The organism is Bradyrhizobium dasycarpum, assembly GCF_042019905.1.
Classification (GTDB): domain Bacteria; phylum Pseudomonadota; class Alphaproteobacteria; order Rhizobiales; family Xanthobacteraceae; genus Bradyrhizobium; species Bradyrhizobium japonicum_B.
Window position 1 is genome coordinate 5,888,421 of the sequence record NZ_CP169574.1, and the last position, 19,395, is coordinate 5,907,815.

18 protein-coding genes and 3 pseudogenes are annotated in these 19,395 nt (G+C 64.5%); 11 read left to right on the forward strand and 10 right to left on the reverse strand.

Annotated features, from left to right (window positions below; translation table 11 throughout):
* Positions 1 to 80: 80 nt before the first annotated feature.
* From ACETMP_RS28085 to ACETMP_RS28120, 8 genes and pseudogenes are all read left to right on the forward strand, one after another.
* Positions 81 to 455 (forward strand): endonuclease domain-containing protein, encoded by a 375-nt coding sequence (locus ACETMP_RS28085; protein WP_375158682.1) that lies wholly within the window; start codon positions 81 to 83, stop codon positions 453 to 455.
* A 67-nt stretch (positions 456 to 522) separates the two neighbouring features.
* Positions 523 to 1,062, forward strand: coding sequence for an HD domain-containing protein (locus ACETMP_RS28090; RefSeq protein ID WP_375162009.1), 540 nt, complete (start codon positions 523 to 525; stop codon positions 1,060 to 1,062).
* A gap of 34 nt (positions 1,063 to 1,096) precedes the next feature.
* A complete protein-coding gene (gene ureC, locus ACETMP_RS28095) occupies positions 1,097 to 2,812 on the forward strand; it encodes an urease subunit alpha (protein ID WP_375158683.1) in 1,716 nt (571 codons plus the stop codon).
* A 127-nt stretch (positions 2,813 to 2,939) separates the two neighbouring features.
* Positions 2,940 to 3,239 carry a putative quinol monooxygenase gene (locus ACETMP_RS28100; protein ID WP_018318764.1) on the forward strand — a complete coding sequence of 100 codons (300 nt, stop codon included), beginning with the start codon at positions 2,940 to 2,942 and terminating at the stop codon, positions 3,237 to 3,239.
* An 11-nt stretch (positions 3,240 to 3,250) separates the two neighbouring features.
* A complete protein-coding gene (locus ACETMP_RS28105; protein ID WP_375158684.1) occupies positions 3,251 to 3,895 on the forward strand; it encodes an urease accessory protein UreE in 645 nt (214 codons plus the stop codon).
* Positions 3,876 to 4,604, forward strand: coding sequence for an urease accessory protein UreF (locus ACETMP_RS28110; RefSeq protein ID WP_375162010.1), 729 nt, complete (start codon positions 3,876 to 3,878; stop codon positions 4,602 to 4,604). The genes ACETMP_RS28105 and ACETMP_RS28110 overlap by 20 nt, the downstream gene beginning before the upstream one ends.
* A 40-nt stretch (positions 4,605 to 4,644) precedes the next feature.
* A pseudogene (gene ureG, locus ACETMP_RS28115) lies at positions 4,645 to 5,269 on the forward strand (urease accessory protein UreG).
* 294 nt (positions 5,270 to 5,563) lie between these two features.
* Positions 5,564 to 7,222: an HWE histidine kinase domain-containing protein gene (locus ACETMP_RS28120; protein ID WP_375158685.1), complete on the forward strand. Its 1,659-nt coding sequence runs from the start codon at positions 5,564 to 5,566 to the stop codon at positions 7,220 to 7,222.
* On the opposite strand, the pseudogene ACETMP_RS28125 reads toward ACETMP_RS28120, so the two are convergent.
* The 5 genes and pseudogenes from ACETMP_RS28125 to ACETMP_RS28145 form a co-directional block, all read right to left on the reverse strand.
* A pseudogene (locus tag ACETMP_RS28125) lies at positions 7,219 to 7,832 on the reverse strand (TetR/AcrR family transcriptional regulator). The gene ACETMP_RS28120 and the pseudogene ACETMP_RS28125 overlap by 4 nt on opposite strands.
* A 173-nt stretch (positions 7,833 to 8,005) precedes the next feature.
* On the reverse strand, positions 8,006 to 9,148 hold the full coding sequence (locus tag ACETMP_RS28130) for an OpgC domain-containing protein (RefSeq protein WP_375158686.1): 1,143 nt from the start codon (positions 9,146 to 9,148) through the stop codon (positions 8,006 to 8,008).
* A gap of 170 nt (positions 9,149 to 9,318) precedes the next feature.
* Positions 9,319 to 9,777: a hypothetical protein gene (locus ACETMP_RS28135; protein ID WP_375158687.1), complete on the reverse strand. Its 459-nt coding sequence runs from the start codon at positions 9,775 to 9,777 to the stop codon at positions 9,319 to 9,321.
* A gap of 94 nt (positions 9,778 to 9,871) precedes the next feature.
* Positions 9,872 to 10,243 carry a YqjD family protein gene (locus ACETMP_RS28140; protein ID WP_028138509.1) on the reverse strand — a complete coding sequence of 124 codons (372 nt, stop codon included), beginning with the start codon at positions 10,241 to 10,243 and terminating at the stop codon, positions 9,872 to 9,874.
* A 78-nt stretch (positions 10,244 to 10,321) separates the two neighbouring features.
* A complete protein-coding gene (locus ACETMP_RS28145; protein ID WP_375158688.1) occupies positions 10,322 to 11,434 on the reverse strand; it encodes an AI-2E family transporter in 1,113 nt (370 codons plus the stop codon).
* 208 nt (positions 11,435 to 11,642) lie between these two features.
* On the opposite strand from ACETMP_RS28145, the gene ACETMP_RS28150 reads away from it, so the two are divergent.
* The 3 genes from ACETMP_RS28150 to ACETMP_RS28160 all read left to right on the forward strand — a co-directional run bounded on the left by ACETMP_RS28150 (position 11,643) and on the right by ACETMP_RS28160 (position 13,351).
* The gene (locus ACETMP_RS28150; protein WP_375158689.1) at positions 11,643 to 12,422 is read left to right on the forward strand and encodes a L,D-transpeptidase; all 780 of its coding nucleotides are present in this window, start codon (positions 11,643 to 11,645) and stop codon (positions 12,420 to 12,422) included.
* Between the two features lie 17 nt (positions 12,423 to 12,439).
* Entirely contained in the window at positions 12,440 to 13,090 is a 651-nt protein-coding gene (locus tag ACETMP_RS28155) for a DUF2865 domain-containing protein (protein ID WP_375158690.1), read from the forward strand.
* Positions 13,091 to 13,195: 105 nt separating this feature from the next.
* On the forward strand, positions 13,196 to 13,351 hold the full coding sequence (locus ACETMP_RS28160; RefSeq protein WP_008546817.1) for a Thivi_2564 family membrane protein: 156 nt from the start codon (positions 13,196 to 13,198) through the stop codon (positions 13,349 to 13,351).
* 132 nt (positions 13,352 to 13,483) lie between these two features.
* Here ACETMP_RS28160 and ACETMP_RS28165 read toward each other — a convergent pair whose 3' ends face one another.
* From ACETMP_RS28165 to ACETMP_RS28185, 5 genes and pseudogenes are all read right to left on the reverse strand, one after another.
* Positions 13,484 to 13,684: a CsbD family protein gene (locus tag ACETMP_RS28165; protein WP_164718867.1), complete on the reverse strand. Its 201-nt coding sequence runs from the start codon at positions 13,682 to 13,684 to the stop codon at positions 13,484 to 13,486.
* A gap of 177 nt (positions 13,685 to 13,861) precedes the next feature.
* Positions 13,862 to 16,027, reverse strand: coding sequence for a malate synthase G (locus ACETMP_RS28170; RefSeq protein ID WP_375158691.1), 2,166 nt, complete (start codon positions 16,025 to 16,027; stop codon positions 13,862 to 13,864).
* A 397-nt stretch (positions 16,028 to 16,424) separates the two neighbouring features.
* Positions 16,425 to 18,282, reverse strand: a pseudogene (gene cysC, locus ACETMP_RS28175) (adenylyl-sulfate kinase).
* Entirely contained in the window at positions 18,206 to 18,826 is a 621-nt protein-coding gene (locus ACETMP_RS28180; RefSeq protein ID WP_375162011.1) for a phosphoadenosine phosphosulfate reductase family protein, read from the reverse strand. The pseudogene cysC and the gene ACETMP_RS28180 overlap by 77 nt, the downstream one beginning before the upstream one ends.
* On the reverse strand, positions 18,723 to 19,352 hold the full coding sequence (locus ACETMP_RS28185) for a phosphoadenosine phosphosulfate reductase family protein (protein WP_375158692.1): 630 nt from the start codon (positions 19,350 to 19,352) through the stop codon (positions 18,723 to 18,725). Before ACETMP_RS28185 ends, ACETMP_RS28180 begins: the two co-directional genes overlap by 104 nt.
* Positions 19,353 to 19,395: the final 43 nt, after the last annotated feature.

The window sequence follows — 19,395 nt, forward strand, 5'->3', positions numbered from 1 at the left end:
ATGAGTGCCGTGATCTGCAGTGAGGTGAGCACAGCTGTCTCGCTCCCTCCCCCTTGCGGGGGAGGGCCGGGGAGGGGGGTATGCCACACGACGAGGTCTCTCAATTGCAAAGAACCCGCGCTTGCGAATTGCGGCGCGCGATGACGCGTGCAGAGACGCTGCTGTGGCGCCATCTCAAAGCCCATCGTTTGGCTCGCCTCGGCTTTCGCCGGCAAGCTCCCATGGGCAACTACCTCGCCGATTTCGTCGCACATTCCTGCAGACTCATCGTTGAAATCGACGGTGAAAGCCACGACTTCGAAGAACGTATCCAGCATGACGAGCGGCGCGACCAATGGTTCGGATCCCGCGGCTATCGCGTGCTTCGCTTCACCAATGACGACGTCATGAAGAACCTGGAGGGCGTGGCTCTTGCCATCCTTCAGGCAGCGGAGCCCGGAGCACCCCCTCCCTGACCCTCCCCCGCAAGGGGGGAGGGAACGGAGAGAGCGGTGCCTCCGATGACTCGACGGTGGCATGAGCATGCTATCCCCGATCCGCCTCGTCTCCGAAGCCGCCGAGCTGGCCGCGCAGCGCCACAACGGCATGGCGCGCAAGGGCCGCGGCAACGAGCCTTACATCAATCATCTCGCGGAGGTCGCGAACCTGTTGGCGACCGCGACCGACGGCGCCGATGCCGAGCTGGTCGCGGCCGGCTGGCTGCATGATACGATCGAAGACACCGACACCACGCGCAAGGAGCTTGCGCAGCGATTCTCCGAGCGTGTCGCATCGCTCGTCGCCGAATGCACCGATGACATGAACCTGCCCAAGGCCGAGCGGCGGCGGCTTCAGGTGCTCGAGGCACCGAAGAAATCGCCCGGCGCCAAGTTGATCAAGATTGCCGATAAGATCAGCAATATTGGCGCGCGGATCCATTCCGATCCGAGTGCCGCGGAGCGCGACGATCTCGCCGACTACATCGAATGGGCCACGCAAGTCGCGGCGGGTTGCCGCGGGGGCAATGCGTGGCTCGACGAAAGATTCGATGATGCCGTCAAAGCAGCAAGAGCGTTGCTGTGACCACCCAAACATTCCAACGCAAGCGGGGCTCGTGATGTCCGTCAAGATGAAGCGTTCCGTCTATGCCGACATGTTCGGCCCGACCACCGGCGACAGGGTGCGGCTCGCCGACACCGACCTCATCATCGAGGTCGAGAAGGATTTCACCACCTATGGCGAGGAGGTGAAATTCGGCGGCGGCAAGGTGATCCGCGACGGCATGGGGCAGTCGCAGGTCACCAACAAGCAGGGCGCGGCCGATACCGTCATCACCAATGCGCTGATCGTCGACCATTGGGGCATCGTCAAAGCCGACGTCGCCATCAAGGACGGCCTGATCGCAGGCATCGGCAAGGCCGGCAATCCCGACATCCAGCCCGGCGTCACCATCATCATCGGTCCCGGCACCGACGTGATCGCGGGCGAAGGAAAGATCCTCACCGCCGGCGGCTTCGACAGCCACATCCATTTCATCTGTCCGCAGCAGATCGAACACGCGCTGATGAGTGGCGTCACCTCGATGCTGGGCGGCGGCACCGGTCCCTCGCACGGCACCTTCGCCACCACCTGCACGCCGGGACCGTGGCATATCGCACGGATGATCCAGTCGTTCGACGCCTTCCCGGTCAATCTCGGCATCTCCGGCAAGGGCAACGCCTCGCGGCCCGCAGCCCTGGTCGAGATGATCAAGGCCGGCGCCTGCGCGCTCAAGCTGCACGAGGATTGGGGCACGACGCCGGCTGCGATCGACAATTGCCTGTCGGTTGCCGACGCGCACGACATCCAGGTGATGATCCACACCGACACGCTGAACGAGTCCGGCTTCGTCGAGGACACCATCAAGGCCTTCAAGGGCCGCACCATCCACGCCTTCCACACCGAAGGCGCCGGCGGCGGTCACGCGCCTGATATCATCAAGGTCGCCGGCCTCAAGAATGTGCTGCCGTCCTCGACCAACCCGACGCGGCCCTTCACCCGCAACACCATCGACGAGCATCTGGACATGCTGATGGTGTGCCACCACCTCGACCCTTCGATCGCGGAAGATCTGGCCTTCGCTGAAAGCCGCATCCGGAAAGAGACCATCGCCGCGGAGGACATCCTGCACGATCTCGGCGCGCTCTCGATGATGTCCTCGGACTCGCAGGCGATGGGCCGCCTCGGCGAGGTCATCATCCGGACCTGGCAGACCGCCGACAAGATGAAGAAGCAGCGTGGCTCTCTGCCGCAGGACAAGGGCAAGGACAACGACAATTTCCGCGTCAAGCGCTACATCGCCAAATACACGATCAATCCGGCGATCGCCCATGGCGTGTCGAAACTGATCGGCTCGGTGGAGAAGGGCAAGCTCGCCGACCTCGTGCTGTGGTCGCCGGCCTTCTTCGGCGTCAAGCCGGACTGTATCGTCAAGGGCGGCACGATCGTCGCGGCGCCCATGGGTGATCCCAATGCCTCGATCCCGACGCCGCAGCCGGTGCACTACCAGCCGATGTTCGGCGCCTTCGGCAAGGCGCGCACGGCATCGTCGGTGGTATTCACCTCGAAAGCCGCGATCACCGTTGGTCTGGCGCGAAAGCTCGGCATCGAGAAGAAGCTCTATGCCGTCCAGAACACCCGCGGCAGGATCTCGAAAAAGAGCATGATCCACAACGACGCCACGCCCGACATCGAGGTCGATCCGGAGACCTACGAGGTGCGCGCCGATGGCGAGCTGCTCACCTGTGCACCCGCCGAGGTGCTGCCCATGGCGCAGCGTTATTTCATGTACTGAAATAGCGCCTCGACGCATGTCCCCGGCGGGTGTCCGGGGAGGGCTTTTTGCGGTTTTGCGTTCGGTCCCGCCTGGTCTAATGTCCGCCCGGTATTGAACCCTAGAAGAAAAGCCGGGAGGATTTCTCGTGATCTACGTCGTCGCCACCCTGACCATCAAGCCCGAAACGCGCGCCGAATTCATTGCAGCGGCCACCGCCTGCATCAAGGAGACGCGGAAGGAGCCCGGCAATATCGCCTACGATCTGCACGAGAGCGTCACCGATCCTGCCAAGATGGTGTTCGTCGAGCAGTGGGAGAACGCCGAGGCGCTGGTGCCGCATCGTGGCATGGAGCATATGAAGACGTTCGGCCGCGTCGCGGTGAAGTGCTTCACGGCGCCGCCGAAGATCGAGGTGATCACGCCCGAGAAGGTCGAGACACGGTAACGAGGTAGAGCATGATCCGGGCGACGCAGGTTAGGGGACAGCACCGCTTCACGGAAGCGCCGGCGGACACGGTCGTGCTCGATTTCGACGATCGGCACCGCCGCCGCATGGCGATGACGGGCACGCGGGGGCTCGAATTCCTGCTCGACCTCGAGCACGCCACAGCGCTCCGCGGCGGCGATGCGCTGGTGCTCGAGGACGGCCGCCTGGTCGAGGTGGTCGCGGCGCCGGAACCGCTGCTGGAAATCCGCGGCCGCGATCCGCATCACCTCATTCGTGTCGGCTGGCATCTGGGCAACCGCCATCTGCCGACCCAGATCATGGCGAAAGCCTTGCGCATTCGCCGGGATCACGTCATCGAGGCCATGGTGAAGGGCCTCGGCGCGCGCGTGATCGAGATCGAAGCGCCGTTCGACCCCGAAGGCGGCGCCTACGCAGATGCCGGTCACGCCCATGGTCGCGACGACCACGCGCATCACGATCACGGCCATCATCATGATCATGGCCACGATCACCATGATCACCACGGCCATGATCACCACGACCACCATGGTCATGCCTCACATGACCACGGTCACGACCACCACCATCACCACGACGAGCATTGCGACCACCCTGAACACCACGGCCACAAGCATGCTCATGACCACAAATGAGCCGATCAGCGCCGGTGGCCTCGACGAGAGCGAGGCGGCGGCGCTGTATCGGCTGATGACCTGGCTGTCGCCGGCATTCCCGGTCGGCGGCTTCTCCTATTCCAGCGGCATCGAATGGGCGGTGGAGGCGGGCGACATCGTCGACACGGCAACGTTGGCCGACTGGCTCGATGCGATGCTCGGTGACGGCTCCGGCTTTTGCGACGCGACGTTTCTGGTCCACGCCTATCGCGCCGCGGAGGCGGATGAGAAGGCCGCTTTGAACGACATCGCCGAGCTGGCCGCAGCCTTCGTGCCCTCGCGTGAGCGGCAGCTGGAGACGAGCTCGCAAGGCCGTGCCTTCATCGACATCGCCCGCGCCGCGTGGGATGCCGACGGGCTGGATGCCATGGTTGCGGCATGCCGCACGCCGATGGTCTATCCTGTCGCCGTCGGCGTCGTCGCAGCTCAGCACGGCGTGCCGCTGGCGCCGACGCTGCATGCGTTCCTGCATGCGTTGGTCTCGAACTGGATTTCTGCGGCCAGCCGGCTCGTTCCGCTCGGCCAGACCGACAGCCAGCGCGTGCTGGTGAGGCTGGAAGCCGCCGTGGCCGCGACTGCGAATCGCGCGCTGAACGCGACCTTGGACGACCTCGGCAGCGCGACCTTCCGCGCGGATCTCGCCAGCTTGCGGCACGAGACACAATATACGCGGCTGTTCCGGTCGTGAGCGCGCCGCGCCTTTAACCCTTCGAGAGAGAGCGAGTTGCATGTCGAAATCTCACGGCCCCTTGCGTGTCGGCGTCGGCGGTCCAGTCGGATCGGGCAAGACCCAGCTGATGGACCTGCTCTGCAAGGCCATGCGCGAGCGCTACGACATCGCCGCCATCACCAATGACATCTACACCAAATGGGATGCGGAATTCCTGGTGCGCTCGGGCTCGCTGACGCCGGACCGCATCGCCGGCGTCGAGACCGGCGGCTGTCCGCACACCGCGATCCGCGAGGATGCCTCGATGAATCTGGCTGCTGTCGCGGACATGCGCGCCAAATTTCCCGGACTCGATCTCGTTCTGATCGAGTCCGGCGGCGACAATCTCGCTGCCACCTTTTCCCCGGAGCTCGCCGACCTCACCATCTACGTGATCGACGTCGCCGCCGGGGACAAGATCCCCTCCAAGGGCGGCCCCGGCATCACCCGGTCCGATCTTCTGGTCATCAACAAGATCGACCTCGCCCCCCATGTCGGCGCCTCCCTGGAGAAGATGGACACGGACGCCAGGCGCATGCGCGGCGAGCGTCCTTTCGTCATGACCAACCTGAAGAAGAGCCAGGGGCTCGAGGCGCATCGTCGGCTTCATCGAGGCCAAAGGCGGCTTGAAACGGGCTGGCTGACGGCGCGACCACTTGGCGCACGCTTATTTCGCCGTTAACCTCGCCGTCGAGCCGCAACGACGGAACAAATTTCGGACACGGCGATTGACTACCTCCGGCGCCCGGGCAGTTCGTCATGGCCGGACCATCGGCCGGACGGATTAAGCTTTTCAGGCGACCTACGTTGCGTACCGATGTCTCCTCCTTCATTATCTGCGCCACTGGAGTCCATCCTGTTTCGGCACACGGCCGTTCGAGCGGCGTTCATATGCTCCCTGTTTATTGCCGACCTCCTGCATTGGCCTGAGTAGTCGCGTGGTCCGGCTGGGTTTTATCATCGGTTTCATCGCACTGCTTGGAGCCCTGCTCTCCGGGCTTGCAGCCTATCGCGTCCACGACCAGGAATTGGCGCTGGACCGGATCGCGCTCGCGCGCGCAATCGACGTTCATGCCAGCCTGGTCCAGGACCGGCTCACCGAGCGCGAGCTGCTCGCGCGCGTTGCCTCGGGCCTGTTCCGCAGGCCGTCCGTGATCAATCCGAACATGCTGGAGCCGCTGCGCTCGGCCATCTACGCCTTCAAGACGGATTTCGTCGTGGCCGGCTGGATCGCCCGGCTGAAGCCGGACGAGCTGACCGCGGCGCAGGATGCCATCAAGGGCGCCGGCTTCCCGAATCCGAAAATCCGCAGCTTTGACGACAAACCGATCAATCCGGCCGATATCACCGCGCCGATCGACGTGCTGCTGGATCTCGAGCCGCGCAGTGACGAGACCAAGGCCCTGCCTGGCCGCAGTTACGACCAGGACCCGGTTCGCAGCGCCATGCTGACGCGCGCCAGGACCGAGAGGAAGTCGGTGGCTTCGGACCCGGTTCCGCTGTTGTACGCAAACGGACCCGTGGGGGTCATCGTGGCTGCGCCCGTCATTCCCGAAGGGGCGACCGAGCCGGCCGGCTTCATCACGTTCTCCTACGAGCTGGCCACGCTGATGTTGACCAACGACGACATGTCGTTGTTCTCGGTGGCGCTCAGGGATCCGCGCAAGGAAGGCGGCGAGCTGATCGCCAACGACCAAGGCGTGGTCTCGACGCGCAGCGTGGCGGACGGACCGGCACCGTCGGCGATGCGCACGGTGAGCTTCGGTGGCCGCGATTGGCAGCTCGGCTATTACGCCAAGACCAACTCGGTGCGCCGTGCCGAGCAGACCGCGATCATCGTGGCGGCCATCGGCTTTGCGATCACTGCCATGGTGTGTGGTCTGTTCGGCTATGTTGCCTACAACAATCTGCGGCTCAGTCGGGAAATCCAGGTCAGAATCGGCTTCGAGCGCCGGCTGACCGCGGTGATCGACGAGCTCAACCACCGGGTCAAGAACATCCTGGCGGTGATCCAGTCGATCGTGACGCGCACCTTGCGCCATGGCGCGGACATCGACGTCGCCCGCGAGCTCCTGATCGGGCGCATCCACGCCATGTCCAACGTGGTCTCGCTGCTCAGCGAGAGCCAGTGGCAGGGCGTGAAGCTGAAAGGCTTGTTCGAGGCGCGTGCCATCCCGCATGCCGATCGCATCGCCGTCACCGGTCCCGATATCGCGGTCAGCGCGCGCGCGGCGCAGAGCCTGTCGCTGCTGTTCTTCGAGCTCGCCTCGCATTCCGACGAAGGCCTGTCGCTGGTTGGAAAGCACCCGCACATCACCGCGAATTGGACGGTGACGGGCGAGGGGAGCGAGGAGATCTTCAATTTTCGCTGGGAGGAGTTCAACACCAGCGAAGCGACCCGCCGCCCCGATTCCGATTTCGGCCTGATCCTGCTCGACCGTGTCGCCCCCGAGGCGCTCGGCGGCACCGCCAAGCGCTATTTCACCGACGTCTCCTACGTCTATGAGCTGACCGCGCCGATGGAGACGGTGGTCGACATGACCGAACGCGACCGCACGGACAAGATCTCGGCTCCAGTGCGGCCTGCGCGCGGCTAAGCTTTCGGCCGCAAGATCAGATCGACCAGATTGCGCGCGTAGCTGGGCGTGATCGGCGCGATGCCGAAGACGTAGCGGTAGAACAGGCTGCCGTAGATCGCGTCGTAGAGATCCTCGGCCGGGCCTTCGGCCAGGATGCTGCCGTCGTGCTGGCCCGCCGCGATCATCTTCACCAGCGCGTCGCGACGGAATTGCAGATAGCGGGCGTAGAAAAGTTCGGCGGAGCCGGTCTTGGAAATGCATTCGGAGATGACGGCGAGCTGCACCTTGCCGAACTCGCCCTGGAGTGCCTCGGCATAGGCCGCGGCATGACGGCGCGCGCGGGCGGCGGGGCTGCCGGAGCTCGCCGGGGGCAGCGGCAGCATCTGCGCCGCATGTCGCAGAAAGGCGTCGATCAGCAGCGCCTCGCGCGACGGCCACCATTTGTAGATCGTCATCTTGGAGACGCCGGAGTGGCGGGCGACGGCGTCGATGGTGGTGGCCGCAAGGCCGGTGGACGCCATCAGCGCATAGGCGCTTTCGAGAATGGCGTTGCTGGTCTCGATCGACCGCGGCCGGCCGCGCCGGGGGCGCTGTCGGCCCCGTCACCCCCGCCATTCGCCGTCACCACGCCCGGTCTCCTCGCACACCCGCTCTTGCTCCGGGATAGCGCAGCCGCGGCGGCCGGCCTAGGGAAATCGCGCCAAAGCGCGATGCGATCAGGATGAACCATCATCGCGCTTTAGGGTTGTTGCTGAAGCATGATCTTTTCGGAAAGCTGCTGCTCACTTTCCGGATCAGGCTCTAGGCCCCCTGCCGCAACGCCTCGGGCAGATCCTGCCACTTCGACCAAGCGACGTAATAGGCCACCGCGGTCATTGCGGCGAATCCGGCGAGGCTCACCACGATCTGCATCGCGACCAGATTGGCGCTGGTGATCAGGATGAGATGCCCGGCAAACGACAGGAACACTCCGACGCAGAACACGGCAAGCCATTCCTCGCCGCATCTGATGACCGCCTGGAGCGGCTTCAAACTCAGGCCGGGGTGATCGGCCGGAATGAGATGGGTCGCGAGGAAAGCGAGTGCGAGGAAGTGAACCACGCGATAGGGCGCGAGATTTTCCTTGTCGGTCGGCGGGATGCCGGCGAGGAGAAGGTCCGGCAAGTAATGGGACAATTGCGGCGAATGGCGCAGCAAGGTGACGGCCATCGCGAATACCAGATAGCTCCCGGCCAGTATCCGTAGCCAGGGCATGTGGCGTGGCGTGCGCCCCGATGTGCCTGTCACGGCGAACCAGCCTCCGAGCACCATCAGCATCTGCCAGCACAGCGGGTTGAAGGTCCATTCCTGATCCGGATAGACCCGGAAATTCCAGTCGAACCAGCGCGCGGCAAGATACAGCGCGACCGATGCCGCCAGCGTCACGTTCGGCCACCGCAACAGCCCCCACAGGGCCAAGGGAAAGAAGGCCATCAGCGGGATCATCAATTGCAGGAGATCGAGGTTCAGCGGCTCCTCCTGGAGCACGAGGCCGCGGACCAGGATGCGCAGCGGGTGCTCGAGGATTCCCGAGATGTTGTATTGGTGGATGATTTCCGGCGCCATCGACTGCGAGGCGACGTAGGCAATGGTAGCGATGTAGATCACGAACAGCACGACATAGGCCGCATAGAGCCGCCAGACGCGACGGAAGATGCGTGTTGCAGCGACGAGATAGCCACGCTCCAGCGCGATCCGGCCGTAGATGACCGCGACGCCATAGCCGACCACGAAGACGAACAGGTCGGCGGCGCCGCTGAAACCGAAGTTGCGCAGCGTCAGCAAGTTGACGATGTTGTTCGGGATGTGGTCGACGAAAACCGACAAATTGGCGATGCCGAGCGTCAAATACAACCTGGCGTCATGACGGAATGCGGCAAGGTTTGCCTGGACGGACGGTTTCATTGAGCAAATTAGCTTTGAGAATCAGGGTGACGCTTTTAGCGGCAACCGGCGGCCCGTCCGAGTAGCGTTTGCGTGAGTGATGGTCGGACTCTCAAAACGACGCAAGATTAGGCGAATGAGTGCTGCTGCGGGCTCGCCTTTCGCGAAATCTTCTTGACGTGGTCCCGTCCTTACTCGGCCGGTTCGGCTGACACCTCGTCGGACATGCCGGCGGCGCGGCTCGCGAGGATGCCGAGGGCAACGCCGCCGATCGCCAGGATCGGCAACAGCCGCTTGACACCGATGGCGCGAACGATCTGGAGCCCGGTGGCGAGCAGCATGGGGTCCGCAAGCATGCTCGAGGCCGCCGACTTCGCGGCGCGCTCGGCCGCGATCTGGGCTTGCTTGCGCAGCTCGCGCTTGTAGGCCCAGTAGCTCACTGCTGCGGCCAGGGTCAGGAGGAAGAAAACGCCCGCCCCCGCGAGGCAGGCTTGCACGGGACCGTAATTGTTGAGCACGGAGATGAATGCCGCCGCGCACAGGAAGCACGTGGTGATGAACAGCGCGAACGCCGCGCCCGCGGCCAGGGAGGTCAGCCGCACCGTCGTGCCGGTGGATGCACTGATCCCGTCGATGATGCGCTGAAACATGGCTTTGCTCCTCAAATCCCCAACAGCCCAGTCCGTCCACAAGCCGGCAACGGCGGCGCCGTAACGCCGCCGTTCCAATGCCCCCTCGCGTGTCCTACCGGCGCCAGGCGGCTCCGATCAGGAAGCCGATCCCGAGCGCGAGTCCGACGGTCGCGAGCGGCCGCTGCGTGATCGCGTCTTCGAGCGTCTCCTCGATCGATCCATAGGCCTCCTGGGCCGCGCCCATCATCGCGCTGCCGCGCTCCGACATGTCGTCCATCGCGGTGTCGACATTCTCGCGCGCCTGGCGGTAGCCGCGGCGGGCCTGCTTGCTGGTGGAATTGGCAAAGGTGTTGAGCGCGTCGGTAATCTGGTCGGTCAGGGCGGCGATATCGCTTTTCACGGCTGCTACATCCTTTTCGAGGCGTTCTCTGGTGGCTTTGTCGGTCCAGTCTTTCATCCCGGCTTCGGCACTGGTCGTGGACATCGGGAGCTCCGAACTGTTGACGGCTGCGATAGCCGGAAAACGTTTCGTCACCGGGGAAGTTCCGTTCACGGAAACCGGTCAGTCCCCCGGCAGCTGCGGCGAATCCGCCGGCAACAGGTGCTCCTTGAGGATCAGCGCCACGATCAGGAGCGGCGACGACAGGAACGCGCCCATCGGACCCCACATCCAGGTCCAGAATGCCAGCGCAAGCAGAACTGCAAGGGCATTCAGCGCGAGCCGCCTGCCGATGATGGTCGGGGTTATGAAGTGCCCTTCCAGAAAGGTGAGACCGGCGAAGGCCAGGGCCGCCATCAGGCCGCCGCCGATGGTCGGAAAGGCAACCAACCCGACCACGACCAGCACGACGAACATCGCGACCGGCCCGATGATCGGAATGAAGTTGAGCGTTGCTGCAAGCGCACCCAGCCCGGCCGGATTGGGCATGCCGGTGAACGCGCAGATGAGACCGGTGCCGACGCCGACGCCGACGTTGATGAGCGTCACTGTCAGCAGATAATTGCCGAGATGCTCCTCGATCTCGTTGAGAATCCGGAGCGTGCGAAGCCGCGCGTCGTGATCGCCGAAGTTCATGATCATGGCGCGCCGCAGGTCGCGCCAGCTGGCGATGAACAGGATCAGGGTGACGAAGAACAGCAGGAATTCGGTGAAGGTCGGTGACAGGAATTCCAGCGTCGGCTGCACCCACTCGACCTTCGGCATGTGGATGCTCGGCAATCCTTCGGAGCCGCCGAGCATGGCTTGCGTCTCTCGCCACAGCGAAAGCGGCCGGTCGAACACGTGCAACTTGTCCTTCAGCCGCGCGCCGAGCTCCGGCAGGCGGGTGCTCCACTCGATTGCCGGCGAGGCGATCAGCGCCACGACGAAGGCGACCACTGCGGTCCCGGCGACCACGATCAGAACGGCACCGACCGCACGCGGGACCTTGTACCGCTCCAGGAAGCCCGCCGCGGGCGACAGCATGGTGCCGGTGACAAAGGCCATCACAACAGGCAGGAAGAAAGCCCTTCCGACGTAGAGCACGGTGACGACGGCAATCAGCAACAGGCCGGCGAGCGCAAAGGCGACGAACTCCGTGCGGCGGATCACCGGCGGCAGCTCGACACGGCTGTCGGGAAGCGGGTCGCCTGCGCTGTTGCCGGGAATCAAGCTCTCGCTCGGAAGGACGCGCACAATCTCTCTCCCGCACGGAAGCCTCGCACCGCGCGCCCATTGGTGACGGATAATGCGCGAGCCGTACGGCGGTTCCATCGCGGCTTCGTGAAGCCACGCTCGCTTGACTGTGACAAGGATGCCGCGCGCTGCGCCGGAACTTGGATCGCCCCCGCGGAGTTCATGGGACAGCGCATCACCCTGATGCACACATCCCACGGGGCAGCACATGACAAAGTTCTCTGCAGTCCGTCGCAGCTCGTCGCCGCGCGTCGTCACCGCATTCGCCTTCGCAACCCTCCTGCTCGGGGTACCGCTCGGCGGCGCGAGCGCGCAGACGTTCGGCTACAGCCCGATGCAGCCGCAATCCTACGCGCAGGATCAAGGCTACCCGCAGGGCACCGTGAACGAGGCGCCGCAGGCAGCCGAGGACGAAGATGCCCAGCTGCCCGATCGCCTGCGCAGGCAGATCGTCGGCTTCGACCGCAGCGAGCCCGCCGGCACCATCGTGATCGACACCAACAACACCTATCTCTACTACGTGCTCGGCAACGGCCGCGCCATTCGCTATGGCGTCGGCGTCGGCCGCGAAGGCTTTACCTGGTCCGGCGTGCAGAGCGTCAGCCGCAAGGCGGAGTGGCCGGACTGGCACCCGCCGGCCGAGATGATCGCACGTCAGCCCTATCTGCCGCGCTTCGTCGCCGGCGGCCCCGGCAACCCGCTTGGCGCGCGTGCGATGTATCTCGGCTCCAGCCAGTACCGCATCCACGGCACCAACGATCCCTCCACGATCGGCAAGTTCGTCTCCTCCGGCTGCATCCGCATGACCAATGAGGACGTCGTCGACCTGTTCGGCCGCGTCAATGTCGGCGCCAAGGTCGTGGTGCTGCCGAAGAATGCGCCGCTGATGGCCAGGGACGGCGACCCCGTGCGCAAGCGTCCGGCCGTGACGACGCTGCCTTCGGGCAGGCACGCGCTGAATATCTCGGCGTCCTCGGCCGTGAACTAGGGTTTGAGTGAGGTGACATGAGCAGAGGTATGAACGGCAAGCTGGCTGCCGGTCTGGCAATCCTGGTGATTGCTGCCGGCGGCGTGGCGCAGACACCCTCGGCGCATGCGGAGGATTTCTTCTCGGCCCTGTTCGGCGGCTTCCGGCGGCCGCCGCCCCAGATCCGTATGCCCTTCCCCAACGACGACATGCCGCGCTATGAAGCCCCGCGCCAGCGCGCCGCCTATGGTGGCGGGACGGCCTATTGCGTGCGCGGTTGCGATGGCCGCTACTTCCCGGCGCAAGGCAATGATGCCGAGAGCAAGGCGCAATCCTGCAAGAGCTTCTGCCCGGCGTCCGAGACCTCGCTGGTCTATGGCGGCAACATCGACGACGCCACCACCGACAAGGGAAAATCCTATTCCGAATTGCCCAATGCCTACCGCTATCGCAACGAGATCGTCTCGGGTTGCACCTGCAACGGCAAGGATTCCGTCGGACTGGCGCAGGTCAAGGTCGAGGACGATCCGACGCTGCGCAAAGGCGACATCGTCGCCGGCGCCGATGGTCTCGTGGTTGCCAGCCGCAATGCCAACGACCGCCGCGGCGGCGTCGCGATGAACTTCTCGCCGCTGCCGGACTCGGTGCGCGCCAGATTCCGCCAGGTGCCGGTTGTGGCGAAGGAGTAGGGGAGTGCGTATTTTCTAGAAATTGCAATGGGTTGCAGTACTGGAACCAGCGCAACCGTCAGGCGTTAGGATAGTGGTCGCAATTTGCCTGAAGGGGGTCTCGCGATGCTGGTGGGCGTGCTCGTCACTTTTCTCGTCGTCATTCTCGTCCTTTATCTCATCAACATGCTGCCGATGGATGGTCGCGCCAAGCAGATCGCGCGCGTCATCGTCATCATCATCGGCATCGTGTCCCTGTTGAAATATCTCGCGGTATTCTAGCCCAGGTATCGTAGCCCGGATGAGCGCAGCGATATCCGGGAAGGCGCAACAACGGTCCCGGATGTGCGCTCATCCGGGCTACACCTCAAAAAAGAAGCCCCGGCCTGAGCCGGGGCTTCTTTGGTGCTGCGCTCAATGCAGCGATTTGAGCCAGTCGTCGACGTCCTGCCGAACCTGGTCCTTGGCCTTGCCGTAGCGTTCCTGGAGCCGGCCCTCGAGCTGCTCGCGGCGACCTTCGATCAAGCTGAGGTCATCGTCAGTGAGCTTGCCCCATTTCTCCTTGGCCGAGCCCTTGAACTGCTTCCAGTTTCCTTCGATTCGATTCCAGTCCATGACCATCTCCCGTGGGTTGATGGCCGGACAACGCAAGCGCCGCGCGGCCTGTTCCGCGGCCTGCCGCGGCGTTTCGCCCAACGAAGAAGCCCCGGCTCGCGCCGGGGCTTTTGTCATTCAACTGATCGTGCTCAGGCCAGCGCCTTTTTATCCAAGAGCCTTTTTATCCAAGGGCCTTTATCCAAGGGCCTTGGCCTCGCGGCGGCGCGCGGTGAGGATGTATTCGGTGTAGCCGTTCGGCTGCTCGCGCCCCTTGAAGATGAGATCGCATGCGGCTTTGAAGGCGACGCCGTCGAAGGCGGGCGCCATCGGCCTGTAGATCGGATCGCCGGCGTTCTGCTTGTCGACGACGACTGCCATGCGCTTCAGCGATTCCATCACCTGCGCCTCGGTGATGACGCCCTGGTGCAGCCAGTTGGCGAGATGCTGGCTGGAGATGCGCAAGGTGGCGCGGTCTTCCATCAGGCCGACATCGTGGATATCGGGCACCTTGGAGCAGCCGACGCCCTGGTCGATCCAGCGCACGACATAACCGAGAATGCCCTGGCAGTTGTTGTCGATCTCCTGCTTGACGTCGTCGGGCGCCCAGTTCGACTTCGACACCGGAATGGTGAGGATGTCCGAGAGCTTCGCGCGCGGTCCGCCCTTGGCGAGCTCCTCTTGCCGCGCGGTCACGTTGACCTGGTGGTAGTGCAGCGCGTGCAGCGTCGCCGCGGTCGGTGAGGGGACCCAGGCCGTGGTAGCGCCGGCCTGCGGATGACCAAGCTTCTGCGCCAGCATGTCCGCCATCTTGTCGGGGGCGGCCCACATGCCCTTGCCGATCTGGGCGTGGCCGGGCAGGCCGCAGGTCAGGCCCATGTCGACGTTCCAGTCCTCATAGGACTTGATCCAGGCCTGCGCCTTCATCTCGTTCTTGCGGATCATCGGGCCCGCTTCCATCGAGGTGTGGATCTCATCGCCGGTGCGGTCGAGGAAGCCCGTGTTGATGAACATGATCCGCTTGGAGGCGCGCTGGATGCAGGCCTTGAGGTTGACCGTGGTGCGCCGCTCCTCGTCCATGATGCCGACCTTGAGCGTGTTATCGGGCAGGCCCAGCATCTTCTCGACGCGGTCGAAGAGCTCGCAGGTCAGCGACACCTCGTCCGGGCCGTGCATCTTCGGCTTGACGATATAGGCAGATCCCGTGCGGCTGTTCTTGACCTTGGAGTTGCCCTTGAGGTCGTGGATGGCGAGCAGGCCGGAGACGGCGGCATCGAGCAGGCCTTCGGGAATCTCCTGGCCCTTCTCGTCCAGCACCGCGTCGGTGAACATGTGGTGACCGCAATTGCGCATCAACAGCAGGCTGCGGCCGTGCAGCTTGAGCTCATCCTTGCCGTCGGGCGTCTTGTAGAGGCGGTCGGCGTTGAGCGAGCGCGTCAGCGTCTTGCCGCCCTTCTCGAAGTCGGCCGACAGCGTGCCGTTCATCAGGCCCAGCGTGTTGCGGTAGACCAGCACCTTGTCCTCGGCATCGACAGCGGCAACCGAGTCCTCCATGTCGAGGATGGTGGAGACCGCAGCCTCCATGATCATGTCGGCGACGCCGGCCGGATCGTCCTTGCCGATGGCGCTGCTGCGGTCGATCTTGACCTCGATATGCAGGCCGTTGTTGACGAGCAGCACCGCGCTCGGCGCCGCCGCATCGCCCTGGAAACCCGCGAACTGTGCCGCGTTCTTCAACGCGGTGGCATTACCGCTCTTCAGCTTCACCGCGAGCTGGCCCGCGACGACGCTGTAGGCGGTGACGTCGGTGTGGCTGCCGGTCGCCAGCGGCACGGCGTTATCGAGGAACGCCTTGGCCTTGGCGATCACCTTGTCGCCGCGCGCCTTGTTGTAGCCCTTGCCGCTCTCGGCAGCGTCGTGCGCAATCGCGTCGGTGCCGTAGAACGCGTCATAGAGCGAGCCCCAGCGTGCGTTCGCCGCGTTCAGCGCATAGCGTGCATTGGTGAGGGGCACGACGAGCTGCGGGCCGCAGATCCGGCCAATCTCCTCGTCGACATTGGCCGTCTCGACCTTCTGGGTCGCCGGCTCCGGGACGAGATAGCCGATCTCCTTCAGGAAGGCGGTATAGGCGGCGAGGTCGAACGCCTTGTCCTTATTGGCACGATGCCAGTCGTCGATCTTGGCCTGCAGCGTGTCGCGGAAAGCCAGCAGCGCACGGTTCTTCGGCCCCAGGTCCCTGACGATGGCCGCAACCCCGGCCCAGAACGCATCCGGTGCGATCCCCGTTTTCGGGGCCGCTTCCTTGGCGATGAAATCAAACAGAACAGGGGCGATCTTCAATCCGTGGGCGTCGACGCGTTTCATGATGGGCTTTCTTGTTGGAAATGGCTGTTTTTTGGCTGCTTTTGACCCGACAGCAGCAAAATGCGCCCACGAGGGCGGCTTTCGGGGCCCTATTAGCCCCAAAACCGGGGCGGTGAGAAGACCCCAGGGATTTGTCAAAATGTCAAGCGAGGTCAGGGAGGTTGCTGGTTCTACACGATTGAGCCCAGCTTGGCGCCGCGCGCGCAACTGCGCTCCCTCCCCCTTGCGGGGGCGAGGGGTAGCCAAGCAAAAGGTGTGTTGGAATTGACGACGAAATCGGCTCACTCTGATGGAGAGAGTCCCCGTGTGAACCCCTCTCCCTAACCCTTCCCCGCAAGGGGGAGGGAATGCACTGTCTTTCGTGGTGACAGTGAGCGCGCCAACAAGCAGCGTACGCTCAAATATTCGCGGCGAGGTCCACGGCCTCGTCGAACAGCACGCCGGTCGTCTTCAGCATGCGCTCGATCTCGTCGGCGGCCTCGGCGACCGTCCGTGTCGAGGTGTCGATCACGAGCTCGGCCGCCTGCGGCGCTTCGTAGTCGTTGCCGATGCCAGTGAACGAGGCCAGCGCGCCGGCGCGCGCCTTCTTGTAATGGCCCTTGGGATCGCGCTCCTCGCATACGTCGGCCGGCGTCGCGACGTGGATCTCGCGGAAGACGGTGTCGGCGATGCGGCGCGCACTCGCGCGGTCCTCGCGGGCCGGCGAGACGGCGGCGACGATGGCGATGTGGCCATTGCGCGCCAGATGCGTCGCGACCTCGGCGAGGCGGCGGATGTTCTCGCTGCGGTCCGCAGCGGAGAAGCCGAGATCACTGTTGAGGCCGGCGCGCAGCGTGTCGCCGTCGAGCAGGATCGGCGAGCCGCCATTGCTGAACAGCCGTCGCTCCAGTGCCTTGGCGAGCGTCGATTTGCCGGAAGCGGGCAGGCCGGTGAGCCAGACCACGGCACCATTGTGCTGATAGCGCGCGGAGCGTTCGTCGGGACGCAGGGCCGATTCCACCGGTACGATGTCGACGGGCACGGCGCGCTGGCCGGCATCGACCGACAGCACCAGGCCGCCGCCGGCGATGCGCCCCGCGACCTCGATCACGAGCCGGCCGGTGCGCGGGTTCTCGGTGTAGGGATCGGTGGCAATCGGATTCGAAAGCGAGATATCGATCTCGCCGACATGGTTGCGGCCGATCGCCTTGTTCTCGCTGCTTTCGAGCTCGCCCGGATCGACTGCCTTCTCGATCGCCACCACGGTGGCGCGGCTTTCCTTCGGCCCGCAGCGAACCAGCAGCTGGTCGCCCTTGGCGAGCGGCTTGTCGTGCAGCCAGAAGATGCGCGCACGCAAGCGCCGCGTCTCGCGCGGAGCGCTGCCGGCATGCGCGACGATGTCGCCGCGCTCGATGAACAATTCGCGGTCGAGCGTGATGCCGACCGAACGGCCGGCGCCTTGCCGCCCCGTGACCGGTGTCACCGGCCAGCTCTCGACCGTCCTGATCCGGGCGATCTTGCCGGCGGGCATGATCACGATCTCGTCGCCGGCCTTGAGGCTGCCGGATTCGATGCGGCCCGCCACGATGCGGCGGTCGTCGAACTTGTAGATCGCCTGCACCGGCAGGCGCAGCGCCAGCGCTTCCAGCGCCCGCGCCGGCTTCGAGGTGATCGAGTGCCTCGACCACCGTCGGTCCCGTGTACCAGCCGATACGGCCGGTGCGCTCGGCGACGCCGTCGCCGTCGCGCGCCGAGATCGGGATCACCGCCGTGGGCGACACGCCGAGGCCGTTCAGATGCGCGGAAATCTCGTCGCTGATCTCCTTGAAGCGATCGGCGGAAAAGTCGACGCGGTCCATCTTGTTGACGACGATCGCGACCTGCTTCACGCCGAGCAGATGCAGCAGGTAGCCGTGCCGCCGTGTCTGGTCGCGCACCCCTTCCAGCGCGTCGATGATCAGCACCGCGCCGTCGGCCTGCGAGGCGCCGGTGATCATGTTGCGCAGGAATTCGGCGTGGCCGGGCGCGTCGATCAGCACGATGTCGCGCGAATTGGTGCGGAAGCGGATCTGCGTGGTGTCGATGGTGATGCCCTGGTCGCGCTCGGTCTGCAGCGCATCGAGCAGGAACGACCATTCGAACGGCATGCCGCGCCGCGCGCTGACGGCTTTCAGCATGTCCAGCTTGCCGTCGGGGAGGCTACCGGTCTCGTGCAAGAGGCGGCCGACCAGCGTCGACTTGCCGTGGTCGACATGGCCGACGATGACGATGCGCACTTGCGGACGGGTGGTGCCGTTCGGGGTCGCAGGCGAAGCGGGGGTGACGAGCATGTTCATGACCGCGATGCGTCCTTGGGGTCAGAGATAGCCGGCGACACGAAGGCGCTCGAAGGCGTCCTCGGTCTCGTGGTCGAGCGCGCGCCCCGAGCGCTCCGGGACCTTGGTCTGCTCGAGGCTCGATCAGGATCTCGTCGATAGTCGACGCCGTCGAATTCACGGGGTTGGTGATGTCCTGATCGCCCAGCGAGCGGTAGCGCTTGCCGTCTTTCGACAGGTAGAGCGGGATGATCGGGATGTTCTCACGCTTGGTGTAGGCCCAGATATCGGCCTCGGTCCAATGCAGGATCGGATGGATGCGCAAATGCGCGCCTTGCGGCGGCGAGGCGTTGAAATGATCCCAGAACTCCGGCGGCTGGTCGCGCACGTCCCAATTGCCTTCAAGGCCGCGCGGCGAGAACACGCGCTCCTTGGCGCGGGTCGCTTCCTCGTCGCGGCGGATGCCGGCGATCAGACCGTCGAAGCCATACTTGGCGAGCGCCATCTTGAGGCCCTCGGTCTTTCGCGCGGCGGAGCGGGCGGCCGGCGGCAATGTCGGATCGACGGCATCGATGGGCGGGCAGGGCTCGACGCGCAGATCGAGATCCCACTCTTTGCCGTAATGATCGCGGGAAGCGGTACATCTCGGGAAACTTCTTGCCGGTGTCGACATGAAGGGCCGGGAACGGCATCTTGCCGAAGAACGCTTTGCGCGCCAGCCAGATCATGACGTTGGAATCCTTGCCGAGCGACCACAGCAGCGCGATCTTCTTCAGCCGGGCGAAGGCCTCGCGGAAGATGTAAATGCTCTGCGCCTCGAGCTGGTCGAGATGGTCCATGCTCGGCGCAACATCGGCAGAAAATTCTTGCGAGCCCGGGCGTGCGAGGGGGGCTTTGCTGCTCACTCCGACCGAAGCGGAATTGTCCTTGAGAAGATGCATCTCTGCCACTTTGCGTTTGGAGGCGAAAATTCTATAGTTGCGATGCGGAAGAGAAGAAAAAATTTTCTCTTTGCGCGCTCGAAACGACACATATATAGAAAATAATTCCAGTCAACCCCGGAAGTGGGGGAAG